We start from the raw sequence: 21,056 nt of genomic DNA on the forward strand, positions 1-21,056 counted from the left end.
CGGATGCTCCCTCATCACTCGCGCGTACTGTCGCGCGTACCGTCCAGGGCGGCGTCGAACGCCAGAAGCCTCCCGCCGGCCGTGAGAACGGTGGCGAGCCGCGCACCCCACCGCGCGGTGATCCGGGCCGAACCGCGGAACGACCCCAGCGCTTCGGGGAGTTCGTCGCAGTGCCCGACGACGGGCGCGAACGTCATCACGCCACCTCCGAGGACACCGCGTGTCCCACCGCGACACGCCGGTAGACCTGCTCGGCGCCGTCCGCGACGCGCCGCCAGGTGAAGCGGGCCAGCACCCGGTCCCGTCCCGCCGCGCCGTAGCGCAGCCGCAGCCCTTCGCTGTCGAGCAGTTCGCGCGCGGCCTCGGCGAGCGCATGGGGGTTTCCGGGCGGCACCAGGCGGCCGGTGACGCCGTCGGCCACCGTGTCCCGGTGGCCGCCGACATCGGTGGCGATCACGGGCACTCCGCAGGCCATCGCCTCCAGCGGCACGATGCCGAAGGGCTCGTAGGCCGGCGTGCACAGCACGAGGTCGGCGCTGCGGGTGAGGCCGGGCATGTCGGAAGGGGCCACGGCGCCGAGCAGCCGCACCCGGTCGCCGACGCCGAGCCGGTCGGCGAGCCCGAGGAGCCGTTCGGCCTCCGGATCGGTCTCCAGCAGGGCCGGTACGGGGCCGCCTGCGACGAGGAGTTCGGCGTCGGGGATCCGGGTCAGCGCACGGATCGCCTGCTCGTACCCCTTGCGCGGGACGAGTCGGCCGCATGCCAGGAGCCGTCGGCGTTGCGTTCGCGTGGGAGCGTCGCCGGTGTCGGCGCCGGGATGGAAGTGATCCACGTCGACACCGCAGGGCACCACGGACACCTGGCGCGGCGGCACGCCCAGGTCCGCGAGTTCGTACACCTCGTCGGTGCAGGTCGCCAGGACCCGTCCGCAGCTGCGGCCGATCCGCCGCTCGACGCCGACGCGTTCGTACGGGCTGGTGTCCCGCTTGCCCTGGTGGCGTCGCTTGACGGTGCCGAGCGCGTGGAAGGTCTGCACGACGGGGATGCCGTGGGCGTACGCGCCGAGTTGTGCGGCCATGCCGGACATCCAGAAGTGGGCGTGCGCGACGTCGGGCGGTTCCTCGTCCCAGGCGCGCGCCAGATACGTGCCGAAGGCGGGCATGGACGGGAAGAGCTCGTCCTTGGGCAGCGGCTCGGGCGGTCCCGCCGGTACGTGCTCCACCACGGCGCCACCGGGCAGTTCGACGCGGTGGGGCACTTCGGGCGAGTCGCGGCGGGTGTAGACGGTGATGTCGTGGCCGCGCCGCGTCAGTTCTTCGGTCAGGCGGGCCACGTACACGTTCTGGCCGCCGGCGTCGGGGCCCCCCGGTGTGGCGAGCGGGCTCGCGTGCTCGGACACCATGGCGATCCTCAACGAGTCACCTCCTTGATCGGCCGCTCCCGGTCGTCCGGGAAGCGGGACAGCTCGGTCCTCACGACGGTGCGACCTCCTGCCAGGGCCGGGCGCCGCGGTGGCGCCACAGTCCGGCGAGCCAGTGCCAGGTGGCGGCCGGCGGGATGAGCACGCTGGTCGCGAGCATGGTGTCGACCTCGTACCGGGTGCGGGGGCCGGGTTCGATCCGGGCCCGGGCGAACTCGGCGGTGCCAAGAGCCCAGCCGAGCGCCGCGGCCGTGGCGCCCCGGGGGTGTCCGAGCGCCGCGAGTGCGCAGGCGGCGACGCCCGCCGAGGTGACCGCGAGGTGCGCGCGCCGTCGGCCGCGCGGGGCTGCCGCCCGGCGCCACCAGCCGGGTCCGTGCAGCCGCAGCATGAGCGCGTCGTCGGCGTTGCCGCGCTGCGCGCGCAGGGACACCCAGCGGTCGGCGGGGCGGACCGGGTGGCGGGTGGTGCGTCGGCCCCGCTGGATGCGCCAGCCGGCGTCGAGGACGCGCAGCGCGAGGTCGGTGTCCTCACGGAAAGCGCGCCGGAAGCGTTCGTCGAAGCCGCCGACCTGCTTGAGCGCGTCCGTGCGGTACGCCATGTCGGCGGTGATCCACCGGGACCGGGCCAGGCCCGCGGTGCAGCGCTCCCAGTCGGTGGGGCGGCGCCCGCCGGGCAGCGGCACGGTGATCACGCCCTGGATGCCGGCCGTGTTCGGCGGCGCCTCGGCCAGATCCCGCGCGGCCTGCTCGCACCAGTGCGGTCCGACCTGCACATCGTCGTCGAGGAACACGCACCAGGGTGTGGAGACGGCGTGCACGCCGGTGTTGCGCGCCGCCGCCGGTCCCCGGCCGCCGCCTCGCAGCACCGTGGTACGGGCCCGCAGATCACCGAGGACACTCAACGGGTGTGCAAGCGGACCCGCCTCAGGATCGGGCCGGTCGTCGACGAGGACGATCTCGCTCGGCGGCGGCCCGGTCGCGGCGGCGAGCGCGGCCAGGCAGTCGGCGAGCGTGTCGCGCACCAGGGTCGGAACGACGACGGCGTACGGGGGTGAAGCCTGCTCCTTGGTGTGCGAGGGCGCCGTCATGCGAACGCCCTCCCGGCGTCGGGTTCGTTGATGCCAAGGATGTGCATGGTGGGCGGCTCCATCCCGAACGGTGTGTGGGGGCCCTGGGCTTTACGCGGTAGCCCGGTGCGCCTGCCTCAAACACTTGGCGACAAGTCGCCAGGAATTGGGAGGTTCTTCGCCGTTCGTCGCCGGGCAGCCGGGGAACTCGGGCGGCATGCAGCAGCACAGCAACCCAGATCCCGATCCGCTGCGGACCCCCGGCCTGGAGCCCGGTGGCGGCGTTCCGCCCGGCGAGACGCCGCCTGCCGAGAGCAGTACGCCCGGCGCCGGCCCGCAGGAGACCCACAACCCGCCGCGCGGCTGGGCCAAGGGCCCGCTGACCCTCATTCTCCTGCTCGTGGTACTGGTCGCCGTGGGCTTCCTCGCGTTCGCGATCGCGCTCGCTCTGTGAGCACGTACGTTCCGTCCATCGGGCCGTCGATCGGGCGGTCAGTCGGGCTGTTCCTGAGGGCCGGGCTCCTCCTCGACCGGCTCGACCGGGGGAAGCCGGGAGTCGTCGTCGCCACGCTGTCCTGAGCCCGCCTCGTCCGGGTCCGGATAGGCCTCCGAAGGCTCCTCCTCAGCGGCCGGAACGTCCACGATGGCCTCCTCCCGCTCGGCTTCCTCCGGCGACGCGGGCAGATCCCGCGGCACCTTGGTCTCCGTGCCCGGCTCCTCGGACCGTTTCTCCTCCATGCCGACCGCTCCCTTCGTCGAGCTTCGTCGAGTCCTCCGTCGAACGAGAGCGACAACCGCTAAGGCAGGGGTGTGCCGCCCGTAGCGTTGAGGATCTCCGCCGTGATGAAGCTCGCCTCCTGGGAGGCGAGATAGACGTACGCCGGGGCCAGCTCGGCGGGCTGGGCCGGGCGCCCCAAGGGGGCCTGTTTGCCGAACTTCACCGTGTCGGGCAGCGTCGAGGGGATCAGCGGCGTCCACACCGGGCCGGGCGCGACCGCGTTGACGCGGATGCCGCGGTCCACGAGCATCTGGGCCAGCCCTTGAGTGAAGGTCACGATCGCGCCCTTGGTGGTCGCGTAGTCCAGCAGATGAGGGCTGGGCTTGTAGGCCTGTACTGACGTGGAGTTGATGATGCTGCCACCCTCCGGGATGTGCGGCAGGGCGAACTTCGTCAGCCAGAACATCCCGTAGATGTTGGTGCGCATGACCCGGTCGAACTGCTCGGTCGAGATCGCCTCGATGCCGTCCGGCTGCGACATCTGGTACGCCGCGTTGTTCACCAGGACGTCGATACGCCCGAACTCCCCGGCCGCCCGCTCGATCAGCGCCCGGCAGTTCTCCTCCTCGCGGATGTCGCAGGAGACGGCGACCGCCTTGCGGCCGGCGCCCTCCACCAGCCGGGACGTCTCGCTCGCCTCGTCCGCCTCCTGTTCGAGGTGGGTGAACAGGACATCGGCGCCCTCCCGGGCGAAGGCCAGGGCCACCGCCCGCCCGATGCCGGAGTCCCCACCGGTGATGACGGTCTTGCGGCCCTCGAGCCTGCCGCTGCCGCGGTAGGACTCCTCGCCGTGGTCGGGCGGCGGGTCCATCGGCCCTGTCCAGCCCGGATGGGGCTGGTCCTGTGCCGGGAACTCGGGGCGAGGGTGCTGCGTCACTGGGTTCTGCTGCGCGTGCTGCGGATCGGTCACGTCGGCCTCCTGACCGCTGGGGGCTCCGGTCAGGAGGCCGAGTTCCCGTCTCACTCCGGCCGAAAAGTCACGCGCCGGATCAGCGGCGCAGTTTCACCCGGTCCAGGGCGGTGACGCCGAGGGCGGCCAGAGCGATCTGGAAGAGCCACTCCACCCAGTCGACGCCCTCCGTGTCGGCCACGCCGAAGGCCGACGCGATCGCCGAGCCCACGAAGGCCGCCACGATGCCGACCACGATCGTCCACAGAATGCCGATGCGCTGCCGTCCCGGCACGACGAGCCGGCCCAGCACGCCGATGACGATGCCGATCACAATCGCGCTGAGGATGCCTGAGATCTCCATGATTCCTCGCTCTTCCGCACTGTTGTGCGGTGACGAGTCCCCCCTTCGCCCCGGACCAGTCCCCCACACCTGCTTCCGCCCCGGACCAGTCCCCACACCGGTTTTGGTCCCGTACGAGGATGAGCCCCGCGCTCACGGGTACCCGAGGCCGACGACCTCGCCCCGTCCGTTCGCGAGGGGCCGCACACCGACTCATGAGGTGAGGTGATCCTCCATGACTGACCTCTCCGACCACGAAGTCGACGTCCTGTGGGACGAGTTCCATCGCGTGGTGAACATGACCTCGCAGGAGCTGAGTACCTGGCTCAGGACCCGGGACGCGAGCCCCGTCACCGAGCCGCTGCCCGAGCAGGCCGGCAGCGAGGCGGGGCGGCACGTCCTGGCGATCCTGCAGAAACGCCGTCGGGACCTCACCGACGACGACATACGCCTCATGCGCAAGGTCGTGGACCTCATCGGTTCCCTGAGCGACGAGGAGGCGGAACCCGAGCCCGCTGACCAGAGCAGGCGCCACCGGCTGATGACCCTGGGACACGATCCCCTCAAGCCGTCCTGACCGGGCGGTACACCCAGCGGCCCGTTTCCGTCCACGGGCGCGGGGCACCCGGGGCGGGTGTTCACCAGGCGGAGAGCTCGCGCGGCGGCGCGGCTGCGGCGGGGCGCGGAGCGGACCACTGACGCGCTGGACGCGCGGCTGCCGGTCTCCGAGGGCGGCCCGCTGCTGCGCAAGGCGTTCCCCGACCACTGGTCGTTCCTGTTGGGCGAGCTCGCGCTGTACAGCTTCGTCGTCCTCCTGCTGACCGGGGTCTGGCTGACGCTGTTCTTCCAGCCGTCGATGAACGAGGTCGTGTACGAGGGCTCGTACCGTCCGCTCGACGGCGTGCGCATGTCTCAGGCGTACGAGTCGACCCTGCACATCAGCTTCGACGTACGCGGCGGGCTCCTCATCCGGCAGCTGCACCACTGGGCGGCCCTGGTGTTCCTCGCGGCGATCGGCGTGCATCTGCTGCGGGTCTTCTTCACCGGCGCGTTCCGCAAGCCGCGCGAGGTGAACTGGATGATCGGCGTGACGCTGTTCCTGCTGGCGCTCGCCGAGGGTTTCGCGGGCTACTCGCTGCCGGACGATCTGCTGTCCGGCACGGGGCTGCGGATCGCGCAGGGCATCATGCTGTCGATCCCGGTCGTGGGGACATATCTGAGCATGTTCGCGTTCGGGGCCGAGTTCCCGGGCGAGGACATGATTCCGCGGCTGTACTCACTGCACATCCTGCTGCTGCCGGGCCTGCTGCTCGCCCTCGTCAGCCTCCATCTGATCCTGGTCTTCCACCTGAAGCACACGCACTGGGCAGGGCGCGGCCGGACCAACCGCAATGCCGTGGGCAAGCCCATGTTCCCGCAGTTCGTGGCGAGTTCGAGCGGACTGTTCTTCATCGTCTTCGGCGTGCTGACCCTGCTGGCGGGGGTGGCGCAGATCAATCCGGTCTGGGTGTACGGGCCGTACCGCACGGACCATGTGTCGACCGGCTCGCAGCCCGACTGGTACGTGGGCTTCCTGGAGGGCTCGCTGAGACTCGTACCGCCGTGGGAGACGGCGGTCGCCGGGCACACGGTGATGTGGAACGTGCTGCTGCCCGCGGTGATCCTGCCGCTGGCTCTCTTCGCGGTGCTGTACGCGTATCCGTTCTTCGAGAAATGGGTCACCGGCGATGACGAGGAGCACCATCTGTGCGACCGGCCGCGGGACAAGCCCGTCCGTACGGGGCTCGGTGTCGCCGCGATCGTCTTCTACGGCGTACTGCTCGCGGCGGGCGGCAACGACGTCATCGCGCACACCTTCAGGATCTCGCTCAACACGCTGACCTGGGTGTTCCGGATCACCCTCGTGGTGCTGCCGCCGCTCGCGTTCATGGTGACCAAGCGGGTCTGTCTGGCGCTGCGGGAGGCGGAGCTGAAGCGGCTGGCGGAGGGCGAGGAGACCGGCGAGGTGCGGCAGTCGGTGGAGGGCGGCTACGAGGAGAGCCACGCGCCACTGGACGCCGAGCGGCAGTACGTCCTGCGTACGCGCGAACTGCCTCGGCCGTTGCCTGCTCCGGAGCACGACGGCGGCGTACCGCGGGCGCGCCGGCTGCGGGCCACGCTGAGCTCCTGGTACTACCGTGACCGGGTCGAGGACGAGCCGCCGGCCCGCAAGGGCGAGTTGGAGCCCTGACCGGCCCGGTCGGAGCGTCCGGCGTACTGGAAGACCATCCCGAACACGCCGTGCGCGAGCACCCCGAGGCCGAGCAGGAACAGCCACAGCCCGTAGACCACGCCGAGTGCGGCGATGACCGATCCCATGGCCGTGGTGATGGGCCAGGGGCTGTGCGGCGGGAGGAACTCCAGGGGCCCGGCACTCTCCACCACCTCGGCGTCGCCCCGGTCCTGGGCCCGTCGGCCGCGCCTGCGGTACTGGACGTGCAGGAAGAACGCCACGAGCGCCGCCATCAGGGAGGCTATGGCCAGGACGGCCGTACCGGCGGGCTCCTCGGAGAACCAGCCGTATCCGGCGGCGGTGATGGCGAAGAAGACCGCCACCCCGGTGAACAGACGTGCTTCGGTCCTCATCGAAAGGCGGTCCTCATCAGAAAGCGTGGCTCCAGCCCGACAGTACGGCCCGTACCCGGTCGACCAGTCCGGGACCGGGGAACAGCAGTTTGCTCGTCGGCGGAACACCGGGGGCGGCAGGGTAGGGGCGCGTCGGCACGATGGACTTCACCCGGCGGATCCGGCTGCCGAGATCGGTCAGTGTCGGCTGCGGCAGAGCGTCCTTCAGGCGGGGGAAGAGCTGGTCCTGCTCTTCCCGGGTCTGGCGGCGGACCTCGCGCAGCAGCTCGTCGACAAGCCGGGCGAAGGTGACGGTCCCCGCCTCGGCGTCCTCCAGATCTCTCATCAGCTGCTCAAGACGGCCGTGGTCCGCTATTCCCTTTTTGGCGAGATCGGCGCCGCCCTCGACACGATCGCTCAGGACCGGGTAGACGAATTCCTCTTCGGAAACGAAATGCCGTACGAGCTCGATGGTGGCCCGGTCCGTATAGATCTTGCATATGTGGTCGGCGTCGGGAAGTGCCTCGATCTGCCGGAATATGTCTTCCACGTGGCGATGGTCATCACTGAGTTCCCTGATGGCGTCCGTCTCACCTGCCATGGTCTCGTCACCCTTTGTTTGTGCCCCGCTCGCGGGGGTACTGCCCGGGCTCATGGGCATGTCCGCGAGGAAGACCGCTCCGCTCGTACCGTCGTCAGCGTCGTCTCAGTCACCGGGCCTGCGGCTGGGACGTGCCCTGTACCGTTGGGCGACCACGACCGATCACAAGGTGATCGGGAATCTCTATATGGTCACCGCGTTCGGGTTCTTTCTGCTGGCCGGCGTGCTGGCTCTGCTGATGCGGGCCGAACTCGCCCGGCCCGGGCTGCAGTTGGTGAACGAGCACACGTACAACCAGCTGTTCACCATTCACGGCACCATCATGATGCTGCTGTTCGCGACGCCGATGTTCGCGGGCTTCGCGAATGCTGTGATGCCGTTGCAGATCGGGGCACCGGACGTGGCCTTCCCTCGCCTCAACGCCCTGTCGTACTGGATGTATCTGTTCGGCGGGCTGATGGTGGTCTCCGGCTTTCTGGTGCCGGGTGGTGCGGCCGCGTTCGGCTGGTTCGCCTACGCACCGCTCAACAGCGCCGTGCGCTCGCCCGGATCCGGAGGCGATCTGTGGACCATGGGGCTGGTGGTCACAGGTGTGTCCACCACGCTCAGTGCGGTCAACTTCATCACCACCATACTGTGCCTGCGGGCGCCCGGCATGACGATGTTCCGAATGCCGATCTTCACCTGGAACATTCTGTTCACCTCTATTCTGGTACTGCCCGCCTTCCCGGTACTGACCGCGGCACTCCTCGCCCTTGAGGCGGACCGCAAATTCGGCTCGCACATTTTTGACGCGGCCAATGGCGGCGCCATTTTGTGGCAGCATCTTTTCTGGTTCTTCGGCCATCCCGAGGTCTATATCGTGGCCTTGCCGTTCTTCGGCATCATCAGCGAGATCATTCCGGTGTTCAGCCGTAAACCCATCTTCGGATACATGTCGCTCATCGGGGCGACCGTCGCCATCACCATGCTGTCGGCGGTGGTGTGGGCGCACCACATGTTCGCCACCGGCGCCGTGCTGCTGCCTTTCTTCTCGCTGATGTCATTCCTGATCGCCGTACCGACCGGCATAAAATTCTTCGCCTGGACCGGCACCATGATCAAGGGATCGCTGTCCTTCGAGACGCCCATGCTGTGGGCCACGGGCTTCCTGGTGTCGTTCCTGCTCGGCGGGTTGAGCGGGGTACTCATCGCCTCGCCGCCGCTGGACTTCCATCTCACGGACTCGTACTTCATCGTGGCGCACCTGCATTACGTCCTGTTCGGCACCGTCGTGTTCGCGATGTTCGCGGGATTCTATTTCTGGTGGCCGAAATTCACCGGGAAAATGCTCGACGAACGCCTCGGGAAGATCCATTTCTGGCTGCTGTTCATCGGCTTCCAGCTGACCTTCCTGGTGCAGCACTGGCTCGGCGAGAAGGGCATGCCCCGCCGGTACGCCGACTATCTGCCCGCGGACGGCTTCACCCTCCTCAACACGCTGTCCTCGGCCGGTGCGTTCCTGCTCGGTGTGTCCACGCTGCCGTTCCTCTACAACGTGTGGCGGACCGCGCGGTACGGGCGGCGCGTGACGGAGGACGATCCCTGGGGGTACGGCCGCTCACTGGAGTGGGCCACTTCGTGTCCGGCGCCGCGCCACAACTTCGTGGCGCTGCCCCGGATCCGTTCGCATTCCCCGGCCTTCGACCTGCAGCACCCCGAGTTCGCCCAGCAGGACAGCAAACGGGACTAGGCATAGAATTTCGCTTTGCCACCGGCAACACGGCTCCGCTCCATGGTCATCCGCGGTGCTCCACACGTTTGAGGTGCGGCATCCGGGTACTTGAGAGATTGAAGGAACAGAGTCGGCCGCCTATGAGAGCCTTGGAAAAACAGGGTTACGGGCGCCGATGGTGTCGTCTCGGAGATGAGTACCACGAGCATTTCACTGAGGGGACCGCGCCTTCCCGTTCCATGGCTGGTGACCCTACGAGGAGTCACCCTGGAGACGGGGTGGATGACCGTGCGGCTGGCGGGACTGCCCCTGGATCTCGCTCTGTGGGGTGTGCGGCAGTTCGCCGGACTGCTCGGCACCGTCGATCGTCGGCTGCTGCCGGACGACACGGAGATCGAGCCCGCGGTGTCGGGCATGCCGGTGGTGTTCGTGCACGGACTCGCCGACCGGCCGTCGATCTTCTCGAAGCTGCAGAACGGGCTGCGCGGCTGCGGAGCGGGTCCGTTCGTCACGGCGACGTACAACGTGCTCAATCCGGACATCCGGGTCGCCGCCCGCATGCTGGGCGAGCAGGTCGAACGGGTCCGGAAGCAGAACGGCGGCCGACCGGTGTGCCTCATCGGGCACAGCATGGGCGGGCTGATCGCGCGCTACTACGTGCAGCGGTTGGGCGGGGACGCCCATGTGCCGTTGGTGATCACGCTGGCCACACCCCACAGCGGCACGGCGATGGCGCTGTGGGCTCCTCCGCACCCCGTGCTGCGCCAGCTGCGCCCGGGAAGTCCGCTGCTGGCCGAGCTGGCGGAGCCGTGTGCCGGCTGCCGCACCCAGTTCGTGGCGTTCTACAGCAACCTGGACGAAGCGGTCATCCCCAGTTCCAGGGCCCGTCTCGACCACCCGGACCTGCTGGTGCGCAACGTCCTCGTGGATGGCGTCGGGCATCTGATGTTGCCCGTGTACGGGACGGTCATCCACGACGTCCGCGAGGTACTCACCGAGGCCATGGAACTCCCGTTGGCCGGCTGAGCCGCCGCCCAGCCCATGACAGGACGCGCAGCCTGCGAGAGGCTGGAGTACACCCAGCGGATGCCGGAAGAAGACGACACACCATGCGCAAGGACGGTGACATCACCGCGGCGCCTGGTCGGCGCGGATGGCGGGTGCGCCCGTACCAGGCCGGGGACGAGTCGGCCGTACGGGAGTTGATCGATGCCGACCGGCTGCCCGGGCAGCCGCGCTGCACACCGGAGCTGCCGACCGCCGCGCTGCACGGCTGCCCGTCCGCGGCGGGCTGGCAGGCACCGGCCCGGGCGCGGCTCAGTGTGCTGGCCGACGCGGGCGACCGGCCCCAGGGAGCCATCGCGTTTCTGTCCTGGCAGGACCTGCGCTCCGGGCTGATCCATCTCCTGCACGCCCGCGAGGACATCCCTGCGCTGCAGGACCTGGTCGCCCACGCCCTGACCGCGCTCGGCAGATGCCCGCGGATCGAGGCGTTCAGCGCCGCATCGCCGGGCACCCTGGGCCCCGGCGGCCTGCCCCGCGCCCACCGCGCCGCGACGCATGACGTACTGGTCGGCCGGGGCTTCACCGGCCGGCTGAGGGGTCACTATCTGCTCCGGACGCTGCGCCCCGAACCCTCGCCCACCAAGCTCGTGGCCGATGTGTACCCCTGCGAGTACCCGCCGGGGCATCGGCTGGTCTTCCACAAGGCGGCCGAGCCGATCGCCGAGATCGTGGTGAGCACGGCACGCGACCGCACCGCAGCCGTGTACTGGATCGAGACGGAACCCGAGTACCGCCACCGTGGTCTGGCCGGCAAACTGCTCGACCAGGCGCTGGCCCTGCTCACCGAGGAAGGCGCCACGCATGTCGTCGCCGCCGTCGGCACGACGTGGCGAGCGACCGGTACCACCGGCACCGCCCCACGCCTCTTCCACGAGGCCGGCTTCGAACTGGTCGACCAGCTGTGGGAGTACGACCGGCAAAGCGATGCCGCGCCAGTGCCGCATGCGCAGGGGCGGTGACCGGGGCGCCCACCCCGTACCAGTCCGTTTCCGGGGTGTTTGTCGCGCCCGGGCCGGGCAACCCGAGCCCGTACCGGCCGACCCCGACGCGACGGGAGCGTATGGATGACCCACGCTGCCCAGCGCCCGCCTGTGTCCTCCCGGACGTCGGCCCCACGGATCGGCGTCCTCGGTTCGTACGGCGGCTTCAACATCGGCGACGAGTCCATCCTGGCCTGCGTACTGGGCTGCCTCAGGGCCCATCGCCCGCACGCCCGGATCGTCGTCTTCAGCCGGAACGCCGAGCACACCCGCAGCCATCACCGCGGCGCCGACGAGGTGGTGGACTGGGAGGGCGTGGCCCAGCGGCAGTTGCTGGACGCGCTGTCCGACCTGGACCTGCTGGTGCTGGGCGGCGGCGGGATCCTCTACGACGGAGAGGCCCGCCGGTACCTGCGGCTGGTCCGTGCGGCCCAGACCCACGGGGTGCGCACGTTCGCCTACGCCGTCGGCGCGGGCCCGCTGCGGGAGCCCGAGGACCGGGAGGCGGTGCGCTCCGTGCTGCCGGAGATGGACGACGTGGTCGTACGGGACGAGGAGTCCGGGCTCGTCCTCGACGAGGTCGGGGTCGAGCGCGAGCTCACGGTCACCGCGGACCCGGCGCTGCTGCTGTCCGCGGAGCCGTTCACCGGCCGGATGATGACGCACGAGGGCATCCCGACCGGGAAACGCCTGGTGGGGATGTCGGTGCGGGAACCTGGCCGGGCGGCCGAGAAGCTGGACGAGGGCGGCTATCACGCGCTGCTCGCCGACGTGGCCGACTTCCTGGTCCGGCGCCTGGACGCCCATGTGGTGTTCATGCCGATGGAACGCCATGACGTGCGCCACGCCCATGCCGTGCTCTCGCACATGTCCGCGCCGGACCAGGGCCGGATCATGAACGGCACCTACAGCCCCGGGCAGGTCCTCGGCTTTATGCGCCACCTGGATCTGGCCGTCGGCATGCGCCTGCACTTCCTGATCTTCGCGGCGGTCTCCGGGCTGCCGGTGCTGCCGCTCCCCTACTCGGGCAAGGTCTTCGACTTCGCGCGCCGGGTGGGTGCTCCGGCCCTGGTCGGGGTGGCACGGGAGCAGGCCGGGCTGCTGCTGGCGGAGGTGGACCGGCTCTGGGACGAGTATCCGCAGCGGCGCGAGGAGATGGAGTCGCGGGTCCGGGAGCTGTGCGGGCTCGCCCAGGAGACCTGCGCGCGCTGCGGAACCCTCCTGGACGAGATCGACGGCGGCCTGCGTACCGGCTCCGGCATGGAGGACCTGAGCGCGGGGGCCTGACGAGGACGTGCGGGGGCCCGACGAGGACTGACCGGAGGAAGCGATGCCGATCCTGGAACCGCCCGACGAGTTCCGTACCGTCACGCTGCCGCCGCGGGAGGCCGAGTACGCGGGCCGGACCGACGTCCTGGTGATCGGCGGCGGTCCCGCCGGCTGCGGCGCCGCGCTCGCCGCGGCCGACGCGGGGGCCGAGGTCGCGCTCGTCGAGCGGTACGGGTTCCTCGGCGGCAATGCGACCGTGGCGCTGGTCATGCCGCTGATGTCGTTCCACAACGAGCACAAGCAGGCCGCGTTCACCGAGAACGGCGACGACACCCGGCTGCTGCCCACCGACCATGGCGAGGGCGAGCCGGTGGTCGCCGGCGTCCTGTGGCGGCTGCTGGAGCGCCTGACCGCGAGCGGCGGCTGCGTACCGCCCTCCGTCGAGACCGGCTACACCGTGCCGTTCGACCCGGAGATCTTCAAAATGGTCCTGCTGGAGATGCTCGACGAGGCGGGCGTGCGGATGCTGTTCCACTCCTTCGCCTCCACCGCGCTGCCGCTCGACGACGGCTGGCGCCTGGTCTTCGAGACCAAGTCGGGTCCTGTGGTGATCGACGCGGGCGTGGTCGTCGACGGCACGGGTGACGGCGATGTGGCGGCCGCCTGCGGAGCCCCGTACGAGATCGGCCGCCCCGAGGACGGACTGGTGCAGCCGATGACGCTCATGTTCCGCGTCGTGGACTTCCTGCGGCCGCGGTTCGCCGAGTACGTACGGGCCCATCCCGACCAGTGGCGCGGCGTGCACGGCCTGTGGGACCTGGTCCGGCAGGCCACGGAGGAGGGCGAGCTCCGACTGCCGCGCGAGGACGTGCTGTTCTTCGGCACTCCGCACCCCCGCGAGGTCAGCGTCAACAGCACGCGCGTCACCGGGGCGCTCGGCACCAGCGTCTGGGACCTCAGCCGCGCCGAGTACACCGCCCGCCGCCAGTTGGCTCAGATCGACCACTTCCTGCGTACCCGGGTGCCGGGCTTCGAGCACGCGTACGTGGCGCAGAGCGGCAGCCACATCGGTGTACGGGAGACCCGTCGCATCGTCGGCGACTACCAGCTGACCGGCAACGACATCCTCGAGGCCCGCACCTTCGCGGACGCCGTCGCGCACGGCGCCTATCCGATCGACATCCACAATCCGGAGGGCACCGGCACGCTCCTCAAGCGGGTGCCCACGGGCCGCTTCTACGACATTCCGCTGCGCTGTCTGCTGCCCCAGGACACCGACCGTCTGCTGGTGGCGGGGCGCTGCATCTCCGGTACGCACGTGGCCCACTCCTCGTACCGGGTCATGCCCATCGCGATGGCCACCGGCCAGGCGGCGGGGGTCTGCGCGGCGTTGGCTTCCCGCCTGGGGCGCAGTCCGCGGGAGGTGCCGCATTCCCTTGTGCAGCGGGAACTGTTGCGGCAGGGGGCGCGGCTTGCCTCCGGCGGTTGAGCGGGTGGGTTCGTTGTTTAGTGCGGGTTGAGTGTGGCTGGTCGCGCAGTTCCCCGCGCCCCTTAGGTGCGTGGTGGGTGCGGGGCCGTGGGCCGGTGCGTCAGCCCGTCGCAGGCCGGGCATACGGCCCGGTGTTGGTACACGGTGCGGGTCCTCCGAGACAGAACCTACGCGACGGGCATACGACGCACCGGCCCACGACCCCTCCCGCCGGAGGGCAAGTGACGGGTCCGTCGTGGCTGGCGGTGAGTGGAGCCGCAGGCTTTCAGGGGCGCGGGGAACTGCGCGATCAGCCACGACGGACTCGTAGTCGCCCATGAACCGAACCCACCCTCCCGGTAGGCGCCCCCGTTCAACCGCCGAGGGCTTGACGTCGCGTCAGGCCGTTGCCACACTCACCACCCGCGCCAGAAAGCGCTTGCTAAGGCGCACCCCCGTAGCGCGCCACCCCTGCCCGAGCCGAGTTCGCTCCAGGTCACGCACACCCTGATCATGAATCGATTCAGTCGAATCGGTTTCGACGACGGGGTGGCGGGCCGGACGACAGGGCAGCGGGCGGCGCGTCCACCCCCACAACAGGAGAAGGACGAGATGGGACGCAGAGCCGCACCTCACCTCATCGGCAGGACCTTGGGTACTCGCAAGAAGCGGGCCGGCGTCACCGCCGCCTGCGCCACCGCCCTGCTCACCGGAGCGGCCGTGCTGACGGCCCCGGCCGACGCGGCCCAGGACGCCAAGGCCGCCGCATCCGAACCGGCCGCCGCATCCCGGGCGGCGGCCTGTGGCGACGGCTCGTACCAGGCGGAGGCCGTGCTCAGCGGCGGCACCTGGACCGCCCGCCGAGGCAGCAGCGTCGTCTACACCGGCACCGACATGCGCGCCGCGATGCAGGCCGCCGTCAACAGCCTTACGGCGGGCCGGACTTCGAAGGAACGGGTCGTCGTGCGCGGCTCGGGCTCCATCAGCGCCGGGTCCAGGGTCTCCCTGCCGAGCTACACCGTCCTCGACGTCTGCGGCACCATCAACGTCACCGGCTCGGGCTCCGGCGACCAGGCCCCCGTCTACGCACGCGGCGCCCGCGACATCGAGGTCCAGCACCTGAACCTCACCGGCGCCCCGCTGTACGGCATCTTCATGCGCAACGTGCAGAACGTCGTCCTCGGCCAGATCGACATGCGGCTGTCGCGCGGTCTCGGCGTCCGCATCGACAACCGCGGCGACACCAGCCAGTGGACCAGGAACGTCCGGATCGACAACGTGTACGTGTCCGGGGCGAGCAGCCACGCCGTGGAGACGTACGGCGTCGACGGCTTCACCGTCGGCACCGTCACCGCCCGCAATGTCGGCGAGTCCGGTCTGCTGTTGAACCAGACCATCAACGCCGCCGTCACCAAGGTGGACGCGGACAACGCGGGCGCCGGCACCGGTTACGCGGCCTTCCGGATGGCCAACCGCAACGGCCGGGTCGGCAGCAACTACCCGACGAACATCCGGGTGGGCGAGGTCATCGCGCGCGGCGGCGGACGCGGCGTCTTCTGCGTCTCGGAGAGCGGCGGCGCGGTCATCGACAAGGTGTCGATCTCCAACACGGGCAACAACTCGATGCTGATCGAGAACTGCTACAACGTGAACATCGCCGCCCAGAGCGGCAGCGTCACCGGCGGCGGGGAGATCCGGCTCGCCGCCCGCTCCGACTTCCCGAACAACCGGGACATCACCATCCAGAACCTCACGGTGACCGACTCGGCCATCAGGGAAAGCCCCTGCGGCGAGAACACCACGTTCCGCAACAACCGGCTGGTCAACAGCAGTCAGAACATCTGCTAGCGCGGACCGCGCGACGAGGGTGGCGGCCGGCTTCCCCGCACAACGGCCGCCACCCGGCGTGTCACACAGCAGGACCCGTGAGGGACTGCTCGGCCCAGATGATCTTGCCGTCCCGGGTGGGGCGGGAGCCCCAGCGCTGGGTGAACTGGGAGATCAGGAACAGGCCCCGGCCGCCCTCGTCGGTCGTCTTCGGATGGCGCAGGTGCGGGGCGCTAGCGCTGGCGTCCCAGACCTCGCAGATCAGGGTGGCCCCGGTCAGGATCAGGCGCAGCCGGATCGGTCCTGAGGCGTGCCGGATGGCGTTGGTGACCAGTTCGCTGACGACGAGTTCGGTGGTGAAGGTCAGCTCGTCCAGATCCCACCCGGTCAGCCACCGCGCGGTCCGCTTGCGGGCGTCGGCCACGATCGCGGGGTCGCTGGGCAGCTCCCAGGACACGATCCGGCGCGGGTCGAGGCGGCGGGCACGGGCCATCAGCAGCGCCACGTCGTCCGGCGGGCGCGCCGGGACGAGGGCGTCGACGACGGCCTGGCACAGGTCGTCGAGTACGGGCTCCCGCCGCTCCAGCGCCCGGCGCAGCCGTTCCCGGCCGGCGGCGGCCCCCTCGCCCGGGTCGAGCCCGACGCCTGCGAGCAGGCCGTTGGTGTGGAGGGCGAGCACGCTGCCTTCCGCGAGCGGCAGTTCGACCGACTCGAAGGGCGGCCCGGCCACGCCGAGCAGGGGGCCGGCCGGCGGTTCGAGGAAGTCGACGGTGCCGTCCGGAGCGACGATCGCGGGCGCGCCCTGACCGGCGGCGGCGATGGCGCACTGCCCGGCGACCGGGTCGTAGACCGCGTACAGACAACTGGCGCCCACCGCCTGCACGCCGCCGCCGCGCGGGTCCGGCTCGGTGTCGTCCTCGTGCGCGGCCCGGACGACCACGTCGTCGAGGTGCGCCAGCACCTCCTCGGGACGCAGGTCCAGGTCGGCGAGCGTCTGGACGGCGGTGCGCAGCCGGCCCATGGCCGCGGCGGCCTCGATTCCGCTTCCCGCCACTTCCCCCACCACCAGGGCGACGCGGGCGCCCGACAGCGGAATGACGTCGTACCAGTCGCCGCCGAGGCCGGTCAGCTCGTCGGCCGGCCGATAGCGGGCGGCGACCTCCATGGCGTCCTGTTCGGGCAGCCGGCGCGGCAGCAGATTGCGCTGCAGTACGAGAGCGGCGTCGCGTTCACGCGTATAGCGGCGGGCGTTGTCGAGGCACAGGGCCGCGCGGGCGACGAACTCCTCGGCCAGGCTCAGATCGTCCGCCTCGAAGGGGTCCTGCCACTGCCGCCGGAAGAAGGTGGTGATCCCCAATGTGGTGCCCCGCGCCCGGATCGGCACGATCATCACGCTGTGCAGTCCCAGGTCGAGGAAGGAAGCGGCCCGGCCGCCGGGTATGCCGGTGGCCCACTCCTTGGCGAGCGGGTCGAGCCGTTCCTGGTGCCAGGATCTGCCGCTGGTCAGACTACGGAGCGGGGGTGCCCCGGCCCGGTAGCGGGCGGCCTGCCCGATCTTGACGACGGCTTCCGGGACGCCCTTGTTCACCGACTGGTGAGCCGCCCGTCGCAGCGACACCCTGTCCGCGTCGTTCAGCGGACCGGACGGCGGCTCGCCGCCTTCGAGGACGGACTCCAGGAGATCCACGGCGACGAAGTCGGCCAGTCCCGGCACCGCCACGTCGGCCAGCTCCTGAGCGGTGCGGCGTACGTCCAGCGTGCGGCCGATGCGCTCGCCGGCCTGGTCGAGCAGGGTGAGCCGCCTGCGGGCGCGGTAGCGCTCGGTGACGTCGACGACCGTGTAGTACACGCCGATCGGGTTGCCGCGGTCGTCCTCGAGCCGGGTGAACGACATCGCGTGCGCGGACTCCCGGTGCGGCGCGGACCGTACGCGGCCGATGTGTTCGTGGTCGACGATCGGCACACCGGTGTGCAGCACCTGACGCATCACGGCTTCCAGTGCTTCGGCGTCCAGGCCCGGCTGGATGTCGCCAAGCCGCTTGCCGAGCCGTTCGTGTGCGGGTCCGCTGCCGAACTGCTGCATGGCCGTGTTCGACCACACGTACCGCAGGTCCGTGTCCACGATGGCGAGGCCGATCGGCGACTGGCTGGCCAGCCGCTCCAGGACCGTACGGCTCATGTCCCAGCCCGGGGCGCCGGTCATGTCGGAGGCCAGCACCATCCAGCGCGCCGGGCCACCCGACGCCAGGGCGGGGACGACGCGCACCATCGTGGCGACCGGGTGCCCGTCCCGGTGACGTACGGACAGCGGACCGGCCCAGCCGCCGCCCCGCTCACAGCGCTCGATCAGGTCCGGAAGGCGCGCGGCGTCCTCGGGCATCAGCAGGTCGGCGGCGCCGCGGCCGAGGATTTCGGGCGCGGGGTATCCGTACAGCCGCTGGGCGTCGCCGCTCCAGCCGGTCACCACCGCGGCCGCGTCCAGCAGCACCGGCGCGGCGTCCGCCACGTCGAACCGCCGGCCCGTGACTCCGCTCTCCTCGCTCGTCACCACCGTGACCTCTCCGTCCCCGAGAGTGGTCTGCTGTCGTACACCCCCGGCCGGTGCCCGGTGCGGCTGCCGCCACTCGTGTCCAGTACTGCCCCAACGTACTGCCGCTCGGGCGTCCGGGCCCACGGAAGTCGCTGGTTCAGGCGCGCATGAGGAGCTGGAACTCGAAGGCGTAGCGGGCGGCGCGGTAGACGTGGGTGCCGTACTCGACCGCCCGCCCCGTGTCGTCGTACGCCGTGCGCCGCATGGTGAGCAGCGCGGCGCCCGCCGGATCGTCAAGCAGCTCGCCCTCCTCGGCGGTGGCGCAGCGCGCGCCGACGCTCTGGCGGGCGCTGTGCAGGGTGATCCCGGCGGCCCGCATCATCCGGTAGAGGCCGGTCGCCTCAAGGCGGGCGGTGTCGAGGTCCAGGAGTGCGGCGGGCAGGTAGTTGCACAGGTACGCCACCGGTTCGCCATGGGTCAGGCGCAGCCGCTCGAGGACCGTGACGTCGTCCCCCTCGGGGATGCCGAGAGCGGCGGCGACGTCCGCCGAGGCGGGCAGGACCTCGTTGCGCAGGACCTTGGTGGCGGGGCTCTGCCCGGCCGAGTCCAGGTCGTCGTAGAGGCTGCTCAGCTCCAGCGGGCGTTTGACCTGGCTGTGCACCACCTGGGTGCCGACGCCGCGGCGGCGCACCAGCAGGCCCTTGTCCACCAGGGACTGCATGGCCTGGCGGACGGTGGGCCGGGACAGGCCGAGCCGCGCGGCGATCTCCATCTCGTTGCCCAGCAGATCGCCGGGCGCGAGCGTTCCGTGCTCGATCGCGGACTCGAGATGCTGGGCGAACTGGTAGTAGAGCGGGATCGGGCTGCCCCGGTCCAGCGCGATCTCGAGGCCGTCGACCGGGGAGGCGGTCCTGGCACGAGCTGCCCGTCCCTTCTTCGCCACCGGAACCCCCTCCCTTCGCGTCGGTTGCTCGAGAAGCCGTCAGGAGTTGCTGGGGAAGCCGAGGTTGATGCCGCCGCTGTCGGCCGGGTCGGGCCAGCGCGTGGTGATCACCTTGCCCTGGGTGTAGAAGGCGATGCCGTCGTTGCCGTAGATGTGGTGGTCGCCGAAGAGGGAGTCCTTCCAGCCGCCGAAGGAGTGGTAGCCGACGGGGACCGGGATCGGCACGTTGACGCCGACCATGCCTGCCTGGACCTCGAGCTGGAAGCGGCGGGCGGCGCCGCCGTCGCGGGTGAAGATCGCGGTGCCGTTGCCCCAGCGGGAGCTGTTGATGAGCTTGATGGCGTCGTCGTAGGTGTCGGCGCGCACCACGCACAGCACCGGGCCGAAGATCTCGTCCTGGTACGCGTCGGCCGTCACCGGCACCTTGTCGAGGAGCGAGACGCCGAGGAAGAAGCCGTCCTCGTGGCCCTCGACCGTGTAGCCGGTGCCGTCGACGACGACCTCGGCGCCCTGCGCCGCCGCACCGGAGACGTACGACGCCACCTTGTCGCGGTGCTCGCGCGTGATCAGCGGGCCCATCTCGGAGGCGGGGTCGGTACCGGGGCCGATCTTCAGGCCCTTGGCCCGCTCGGCGATCTTGCCGACCAGTTCGTCACCGGTGTCACCGACCGCGACGACGACCGACACCGCCATGCAGCGCTCGCCGGCCGAGCCGTACGCGGCGTTGATGGCCTGGTCCGCGGCGAAGTCCAGGTCGGCGTCGGGCAGTACGAGCATGTGGTTCTTGGCGCCGCCGAGAGCCTGGACGCGCTTGCCGTGCTCGATGCCCTTCATCTGGATGTACTTGGCGATCGGCGTGGAACCGACGAAGGACACGGCGGCGATGTCCGGGTGCTCCAGGAGGCGGTCCACGGCGACCTTGTCACCCTGTACGACGTTCAGTACGCCGTCGGGCAGGCCCGCCTCGGAGGCCAGTTCCGCCAGCCGGTACGAGGCGGAGGGGTCCTTCTCGCTGGGCTTGAGCACGAAGGTGTTGCCGCAGGCGATGGCGACCGGGAACATCCACATCGGCACCATGGCCGGGAAGTTGAACGGCGTGATGCCCGCGACGACACCGAGCGGCTGGCGGATGGACGCCACGTCCACCCGGGTGGAGACCTGCGTGGACAGCTCGCCCTTGAGCAACTGCGGGATGGAACAGGCGAGTTCGACGATTTCCATGCCGCGGGCGACCTCGCCGAGCGCGTCGGAGTGCACCTTGCCGTGCTCGGCGGTGATCAGCGCGGCGATCTCGTCGCGGCGCGCGTCCAGCAGCTCGCGGTACTTGAACAGCACGGCGGTGCGCTTGGCGAGCGAGGCGGCGCCCCAGCTCTCGAACGCAGCCTTGGCGGCGGCGACGGCGCCGTCGACCTCGTCGGTGGTGGCGAACTCGACCTGCTTGTCCTGGGCGCCGGTGGCGGGGTCGTACACGGGGCCGAAGCGGCCGGAGGTGCCCTCGACGGGCTTGCCCCCGATCCAGTGGGTGATGGTCTTCATGGCGTGCGGGTCCTTTTCGTGAG

At 70.5% G+C, this 21,056-nt stretch carries 20 protein-coding genes; 9 read left to right on the forward strand and 11 right to left on the reverse strand.

All coding sequences use genetic code 11. The annotated features are described in order from the left end of the window. Positions 1 to 14: 14 nt before the first annotated feature. From OP79_RS08345 to OP79_RS08355, 3 genes are read right to left on the reverse strand one after another with little or no spacing between them, the layout of a single operon-like run. Positions 15 to 197 carry a hypothetical protein gene (locus OP79_RS08345; RefSeq protein WP_033319341.1) on the reverse strand — a complete coding sequence of 61 codons (183 nt, stop codon included), beginning with the start codon at positions 195 to 197 and terminating at the stop codon, positions 15 to 17. Beyond that, positions 197 to 1,414, reverse strand: a complete 1,218-nt coding sequence (locus OP79_RS08350) for a glycosyltransferase (protein WP_033319342.1) — start codon at positions 1,412 to 1,414, stop codon at positions 197 to 199. Before OP79_RS08350 ends, OP79_RS08345 begins: the two co-directional genes overlap by 1 nt. A gap of 58 nt (positions 1,415 to 1,472) precedes the next feature. Then, on the reverse strand, positions 1,473 to 2,507 hold the full coding sequence (locus OP79_RS08355; RefSeq protein ID WP_033319343.1) for a glycosyltransferase family 2 protein: 1,035 nt from the start codon (positions 2,505 to 2,507) through the stop codon (positions 1,473 to 1,475). A 196-nt stretch (positions 2,508 to 2,703) separates the two neighbouring features. On the opposite strand from OP79_RS08355, the gene OP79_RS08360 reads away from it, so the two are divergent. Then, positions 2,704 to 2,940, forward strand: a complete 237-nt coding sequence (locus OP79_RS08360) for a DUF6480 family protein (protein ID WP_033319344.1) — start codon at positions 2,704 to 2,706, stop codon at positions 2,938 to 2,940. Between the two features lie 38 nt (positions 2,941 to 2,978). On the opposite strand, the gene OP79_RS08365 is transcribed toward OP79_RS08360, so the two are convergent. The 3 genes from OP79_RS08365 to OP79_RS08375 all read right to left on the reverse strand — a co-directional run bounded on the left by OP79_RS08365 (position 2,979) and on the right by OP79_RS08375 (position 4,517). After that, on the reverse strand, positions 2,979 to 3,224 hold the full coding sequence (locus OP79_RS08365; RefSeq protein WP_033319345.1) for a hypothetical protein: 246 nt from the start codon (positions 3,222 to 3,224) through the stop codon (positions 2,979 to 2,981). Positions 3,225 to 3,283: 59 nt separating this feature from the next. Beyond that, positions 3,284 to 4,174: an SDR family oxidoreductase gene (locus OP79_RS08370; protein WP_033319346.1), complete on the reverse strand. Its 891-nt coding sequence runs from the start codon at positions 4,172 to 4,174 to the stop codon at positions 3,284 to 3,286. 79 nt (positions 4,175 to 4,253) lie between these two features. Next, positions 4,254 to 4,517, reverse strand: coding sequence for a GlsB/YeaQ/YmgE family stress response membrane protein (locus OP79_RS08375; protein WP_033319347.1), 264 nt, complete (start codon positions 4,515 to 4,517; stop codon positions 4,254 to 4,256). 214 nt (positions 4,518 to 4,731) lie between these two features. On the opposite strand from OP79_RS08375, the gene OP79_RS08380 reads away from it, so the two are divergent. Both OP79_RS08380 and qcrB read left to right on the forward strand, forming a co-directional pair. After that, a complete protein-coding gene (locus OP79_RS08380) occupies positions 4,732 to 5,073 on the forward strand; it encodes a DUF3140 domain-containing protein (protein ID WP_033319348.1) in 342 nt (113 codons plus the stop codon). Positions 5,074 to 5,130: 57 nt separating this feature from the next. Further along, complete coding sequence (gene qcrB, locus OP79_RS08385; protein WP_033319349.1) at positions 5,131 to 6,726, forward strand: cytochrome bc1 complex cytochrome b subunit; 1,596 nt, start codon at positions 5,131 to 5,133, stop codon at positions 6,724 to 6,726. On the opposite strand, the gene ctaF is transcribed toward qcrB, so the two are convergent. Next, positions 6,669 to 7,121 carry an aa3-type cytochrome oxidase subunit IV gene (gene ctaF / locus OP79_RS08390; protein WP_033319350.1) on the reverse strand — a complete coding sequence of 151 codons (453 nt, stop codon included), beginning with the start codon at positions 7,119 to 7,121 and terminating at the stop codon, positions 6,669 to 6,671. The genes qcrB and ctaF overlap by 58 nt on opposite strands. A gap of 16 nt (positions 7,122 to 7,137) precedes the next feature. Beyond that, a complete protein-coding gene (locus OP79_RS08395) occupies positions 7,138 to 7,650 on the reverse strand; it encodes a hemerythrin domain-containing protein (protein WP_245685248.1) in 513 nt (170 codons plus the stop codon). A gap of 109 nt (positions 7,651 to 7,759) precedes the next feature. Here OP79_RS08395 and ctaD point away from each other — a divergent pair, with 109 nt between their 5' ends. From ctaD to OP79_RS08425, 6 genes are all read left to right on the forward strand, one after another. Beyond that, entirely contained in the window at positions 7,760 to 9,433 is a 1,674-nt protein-coding gene (gene ctaD, locus OP79_RS08400) for an aa3-type cytochrome oxidase subunit I (protein ID WP_169786181.1), read from the forward strand. A gap of 264 nt (positions 9,434 to 9,697) precedes the next feature. Next, on the forward strand, positions 9,698 to 10,441 hold the full coding sequence (locus OP79_RS08405; protein ID WP_051744503.1) for an esterase/lipase family protein: 744 nt from the start codon (positions 9,698 to 9,700) through the stop codon (positions 10,439 to 10,441). A gap of 83 nt (positions 10,442 to 10,524) precedes the next feature. After that, complete coding sequence (locus tag OP79_RS53745) at positions 10,525 to 11,439, forward strand: GNAT family N-acetyltransferase (RefSeq protein ID WP_033319353.1); 915 nt, start codon at positions 10,525 to 10,527, stop codon at positions 11,437 to 11,439. Between the two features lie 105 nt (positions 11,440 to 11,544). Continuing rightward, complete coding sequence (locus OP79_RS08415; protein WP_051744504.1) at positions 11,545 to 12,747, forward strand: polysaccharide pyruvyl transferase family protein; 1,203 nt, start codon at positions 11,545 to 11,547, stop codon at positions 12,745 to 12,747. Positions 12,748 to 12,790: 43 nt separating this feature from the next. Next, positions 12,791 to 14,218, forward strand: coding sequence for an FAD-dependent oxidoreductase (locus OP79_RS08420; RefSeq protein ID WP_033319354.1), 1,428 nt, complete (start codon positions 12,791 to 12,793; stop codon positions 14,216 to 14,218). A gap of 591 nt (positions 14,219 to 14,809) precedes the next feature. After that, complete coding sequence (locus tag OP79_RS08425) at positions 14,810 to 16,045, forward strand: hypothetical protein (protein WP_051744505.1); 1,236 nt, start codon at positions 14,810 to 14,812, stop codon at positions 16,043 to 16,045. Between the two features lie 61 nt (positions 16,046 to 16,106). On the opposite strand, the gene OP79_RS08430 is transcribed toward OP79_RS08425, so the two are convergent. The 3 genes from OP79_RS08430 to OP79_RS08440 form a co-directional block, all read right to left on the reverse strand. Beyond that, positions 16,107 to 18,575 (reverse strand): SpoIIE family protein phosphatase, encoded by a 2,469-nt coding sequence (locus tag OP79_RS08430; protein WP_033319355.1) that lies wholly within the window; start codon positions 18,573 to 18,575, stop codon positions 16,107 to 16,109. A 136-nt stretch (positions 18,576 to 18,711) separates the two neighbouring features. Beyond that, on the reverse strand, positions 18,712 to 19,497 hold the full coding sequence (locus tag OP79_RS08435) for a GntR family transcriptional regulator (RefSeq protein WP_033319356.1): 786 nt from the start codon (positions 19,495 to 19,497) through the stop codon (positions 18,712 to 18,714). 39 nt (positions 19,498 to 19,536) lie between these two features. Then, a complete protein-coding gene (locus OP79_RS08440; protein WP_033319357.1) occupies positions 19,537 to 21,033 on the reverse strand; it encodes a CoA-acylating methylmalonate-semialdehyde dehydrogenase in 1,497 nt (498 codons plus the stop codon). Positions 21,034 to 21,056 lie beyond the last annotated feature (23 nt).

Source organism: Streptomyces yerevanensis, assembly GCF_000716805.1.
GTDB classification, from domain to species: domain Bacteria; phylum Actinomycetota; class Actinomycetes; order Streptomycetales; family Streptomycetaceae; genus Streptomyces; species Streptomyces flaveus.

What these genes read in the sequence shown, in the direction of transcription:
- ctaD (WP_169786181.1), top strand. Translation starts at nt 7,760, where the DNA reads ATGTCCGCGAGGAAGACCGCTCCGCTCGTACCGTCGTCAGCGTCGTCT.
- OP79_RS08440 (WP_033319357.1), bottom strand. Translation starts at nt 21,033, where the DNA reads ATGAAGACCATCACCCACTGGATCGGGGGCAAGCCCGTCGAGGGCACC.
- ctaF (WP_033319350.1), bottom strand. Translation starts at nt 7,121, where the DNA reads ATGAGGACCGAAGCACGTCTGTTCACCGGGGTGGCGGTCTTCTTCGCC.
- OP79_RS08375 (WP_033319347.1), bottom strand. Translation starts at nt 4,517, where the DNA reads ATGGAGATCTCAGGCATCCTCAGCGCGATTGTGATCGGCATCGTCATC.
- OP79_RS08360 (WP_033319344.1), top strand. Translation starts at nt 2,704, where the DNA reads ATGCAGCAGCACAGCAACCCAGATCCCGATCCGCTGCGGACCCCCGGC.
- OP79_RS08405 (WP_051744503.1), top strand. Translation starts at nt 9,698, where the DNA reads ATGACCGTGCGGCTGGCGGGACTGCCCCTGGATCTCGCTCTGTGGGGT.
- OP79_RS08425 (WP_051744505.1), top strand. Translation starts at nt 14,810, where the DNA reads ATGGGACGCAGAGCCGCACCTCACCTCATCGGCAGGACCTTGGGTACT.
- OP79_RS08380 (WP_033319348.1), top strand. Translation starts at nt 4,732, where the DNA reads ATGACTGACCTCTCCGACCACGAAGTCGACGTCCTGTGGGACGAGTTC.
- OP79_RS08420 (WP_033319354.1), top strand. Translation starts at nt 12,791, where the DNA reads ATGCCGATCCTGGAACCGCCCGACGAGTTCCGTACCGTCACGCTGCCG.
- OP79_RS08355 (WP_033319343.1), bottom strand. Translation starts at nt 2,507, where the DNA reads ATGACGGCGCCCTCGCACACCAAGGAGCAGGCTTCACCCCCGTACGCC.
- OP79_RS08345 (WP_033319341.1), bottom strand. Translation starts at nt 197, where the DNA reads ATGACGTTCGCGCCCGTCGTCGGGCACTGCGACGAACTCCCCGAAGCG.
- OP79_RS53745 (WP_033319353.1), top strand. Translation starts at nt 10,525, where the DNA reads ATGCGCAAGGACGGTGACATCACCGCGGCGCCTGGTCGGCGCGGATGG.
- OP79_RS08365 (WP_033319345.1), bottom strand. Translation starts at nt 3,224, where the DNA reads ATGGAGGAGAAACGGTCCGAGGAGCCGGGCACGGAGACCAAGGTGCCG.
- OP79_RS08415 (WP_051744504.1), top strand. Translation starts at nt 11,545, where the DNA reads ATGACCCACGCTGCCCAGCGCCCGCCTGTGTCCTCCCGGACGTCGGCC.